Source organism: Faecalibacterium sp. Marseille-P9312 (assembly GCF_902497445.1).
GTDB lineage: Bacteria > Bacillota > Clostridia > Oscillospirales > Ruminococcaceae > Faecalibacterium > Faecalibacterium longum.
This window is the reverse complement of sequence record NZ_CABVEW010000031.1, coordinates 1-2,874: the sequence shown is the minus strand read 5'-3', so window position 1 is coordinate 2,874 and position 2,874 is coordinate 1. Positions and strand designations below refer to the sequence as shown.

At 48.4% G+C, this 2,874-nt stretch carries 5 protein-coding genes; all 5 read right to left on the bottom strand.

What is annotated here, in order from left to right:
- Positions 1–398, bottom strand: a 398-nt coding sequence (locus F3G95_RS13655) for a hypothetical protein (protein ID WP_149795377.1), incomplete at its 3' end; no start/stop codon positions are given.
- A gap of 82 nt (positions 399–480) precedes the next feature.
- On the bottom strand, positions 481–642 hold the full coding sequence (locus tag F3G95_RS13865) for a hypothetical protein (protein ID WP_015537708.1): 162 nt from the start codon (positions 640–642) through the stop codon (positions 481–483).
- A gap of 82 nt (positions 643–724) precedes the next feature.
- A complete protein-coding gene (locus F3G95_RS13650) occupies positions 725–1,054 on the bottom strand; it encodes a hypothetical protein (protein WP_097778305.1) in 330 nt (109 codons plus the stop codon).
- Between the two features lie 61 nt (positions 1,055–1,115).
- The gene (locus tag F3G95_RS13645; RefSeq protein WP_149795376.1) at positions 1,116–2,051 is read right to left on the bottom strand and encodes a hypothetical protein; all 936 of its coding nucleotides are present in this window, start codon (positions 2,049–2,051) and stop codon (positions 1,116–1,118) included.
- Positions 2,052–2,072: 21 nt separating this feature from the next.
- A complete protein-coding gene (locus F3G95_RS13640; RefSeq protein WP_005921747.1) occupies positions 2,073–2,795 on the bottom strand; it encodes an AAA family ATPase in 723 nt (240 codons plus the stop codon).
- Between the last annotated feature and the right edge of the window lie 79 nt (positions 2,796–2,874).

The following is a 2,874-nucleotide window of genomic DNA, read 5'->3' as shown; positions in this document are numbered from 1 at the left end:
CCGCTGATGCCATAGGTCTTGTTCAACATTTCCGAAACCGGCTGCACCAAATCGGGACCGAGCTGCCACACCTCCGGGTCACGGGAATTGCGGCGAACCCCGGTGTCCGACACATCGAAAACGTAGTGCAGGCGCGGGAATCCGCTGGATTCGTCCAACAGGGCGATGCCCTTGGAGCCACGCCGGACATACCGGTTCATGCGGTTGTTCCAGATGTCGTAATCGGCGCAGGCTGTGGCATCGGGTCGCTGGGCGTAGATCATAAGCTGGTCCGCAAAGGGGTACTTGTACAGCCGGGATGCGGTGGTCAGGTAGTCTGTCCAGCTTTCCCAGTACCGGGTCAAGCCGTTGGCTGTGCGCTGGGCAAGGGCGAGATATTCTTCGGTTTTGCTTGGCATTTTGGCCTCCTTCCGTTTTTGAGCATAAAAATAGCGGGCAACCGTTTTGGAGCTGCCCGCTGGAAAGTGTATTGAGATAAGATTATTTGCTATTGTCCTTTATGTACTTCATAACGCAGCACCCCATCACGATGACAGGAAGCACTGTTCGTAAACCGAGGTCGCCGACCCGCACATTTGCATCAATCACAAGTCCTGCAAACCATGCCGCTAAAGTGAAAACAGTTGCCCAACCGTAACTCATAGAACTGTACTCCTTCATATGTGAATATTCAAAACTCTCTTCTCAGCTTCAGCTTTCATAGCTGCCCGCAAGGAACTTACATTTATTCGACTCGAATGTTTACCGGATTCAGTGTAAGGTTGCCTCCGCCCGCCACCTTATACCATTTGCCTCTTTCGAGTTTGATTCTTTCCGTTACGCCCTGTGTAATATATCCGATTCTATATTTTTCTCCAGTCTCTACATCGGTAAAGACCACCTCAGTATCACAATCACCGCTCACTTTTACAGTTCCCCAAAGTGGCTGTATTTGTTCTGTCTTTATGGTGCCTTCATCGTTTGAAAGGGTGAAAGTATGGCTTCTCTGAATATTGATATAAATCGCCACCAGAAAAACCGTTGCCAGACATAAAGCAAACCTTCTTGTTTTCATCGAAACACCTCCTGCAAATTCGGTTTTATCGAATCATATCACATAAGCGGACTCTTCAAACTTACAGTTCAGTTTCCACCGCAAGCTGCTCCTGCTTTTCTTTTTCGTCAGCGATTTGGACGTCAATATCTTCGCGCATCTTTTTCAGAAGTGCGAGGACTCGCTTGATTTGACCCTTGGTGTTTTCCACCCTGCTCTGTGCCTGATTGATGTGATCCAGAACTGCCCAGTCTGCAAAGAGGCCGTCAAAGAAGAAATCCGCAAATTTCAAAAAGCTGTCCACCGTAACCTGAAGGTCTGCGGTGATTTCAACATCGGAAAGTTCAGTTTTGAACCGCCGCAGTTCCACTTGGAGCTGTTCGATTTGTTCCTGTGCATCGTCCAGTTCCTCATACTTGGCAAGATCGGCCATCAAACCGCCGCCCATTACGTCCCATGTACTCCAGCCCTCGGCATTGTCGAGGGTTTCCAGAACTTCATTGACCGTATGCAGGGCGGTCTTTCCGGCGTTGATAGCTTCCAGCAGCTCCCGTTTTTGGACTTTCAGCGCGGCAATACGGCTTTCGCTTTCCGCAACCTGCTGTGCGGCAGGGTGGGTAGATGCTTTGATGCTTTTGATTTTTTCGGAAAGAGCAGCTTGATACTGCCTTTCGCAATCGGACAGCCGTGCCAACCTATTTTGAATTTGTGCTAAATCAGCATCAACGGAAGAAAGGTCATGGAGAGCCGCATCGTACTTGACACGGGCTGCATAGGCTTCCTGCCGTTCTTTGTCCAGCTTTTCATCCATCTTTCCGATGACCTGATAGAAAAATGCGGCAAGGCTGTGTCCCTCCAGACGGTCCACGTCAGCCTGTTCCGCCAGCTTGGATTTTTCCAGCTTTTTCAGACGATCAGCAAGCGTATCTCTCTGGGCGGTCAGTTCTTTCTGCTTTGCTTCACAGCTTTTCTTTTCAGCGACCTGCTGCCAAAGCTCTTTCAACGTAGAATCATTCATATGGAATGTCCTTTCCCGGCATTACGTTTCTTCGTTCAGAAGCTGGTTCAAAAAATGCTGCCGATTATTTACAAATGTTTTGGTGATAACGTAGCTGTCCGTATCTTCATACTGACAAGGATGAATCGTGCCATTGTCGAAGCTAAAAATCTCAGCATCAGGCATTCCGAGGAGAATGGGTGAATGTGATACGATAATGAATTGCGCCCCTTCTTGGGCACACCGATAAATGTTGATCAGTAACGTGAGCTGCCTCTGCGGGGATAAAGCGGCTTCCGGCTCGTCAAAAATATAGACTCCATCTGCACCCATGTAGTCCTGCGCAATGGCGAGGAAACTTTCACCGTGTGATTTTTGGTGATAGCCTTTGGAGGGATGATCGTCATCGGAATAGTCGATTTCCTTGGTGGCTACATTGTAGAAGCTCTCTGCCCGGAGAAAATACCCGAACTTTGGTCTACGATACCCTTTGGAAATCGTCATAGCCTCACATAGTTCCGAATGGGAGTTGTATGTGGAAAATGAATAATTCTTCGTTCCACCCTCTGCGTTGAAGCCGTAAGCAACAGCGATTGCTTCCAGAAGCGTAGATTTTCCGCTTCCATTTTCGCCAACAAAGAACGTAATGGGCTTATGGAATGTAAAAGTGTCGATTCCGCTGATGGCAGGAATCTGACGAACATAATTGTATGGGCGAACTCTGTTCCAGTCGATGGTCAGCCCTTGGATAAACAGATCATTCATACAGTACTCCTTACTATATAATGTAGGAGAACGCTTAGTTCCGCTCAAACCCAAGATAGCGGGTGCCCTGAAAACTCAG

Bases quoted from the DNA above. Each gene is read 5' to 3' on its own strand.
- F3G95_RS13865 (WP_015537708.1), bottom strand. From the start codon at position 642: ATGAGTTACGGTTGGGCAACTGTTTTCACTTTAGCGGCATGGTTTGCA.
- F3G95_RS13650 (WP_097778305.1), bottom strand. From the start codon at position 1,054: ATGAAAACAAGAAGGTTTGCTTTATGTCTGGCAACGGTTTTTCTGGTG.
- F3G95_RS13645 (WP_149795376.1), bottom strand. From the start codon at position 2,051: ATGAATGATTCTACGTTGAAAGAGCTTTGGCAGCAGGTCGCTGAAAAG.
- F3G95_RS13640 (WP_005921747.1), bottom strand. From the start codon at position 2,795: ATGAATGATCTGTTTATCCAAGGGCTGACCATCGACTGGAACAGAGTT.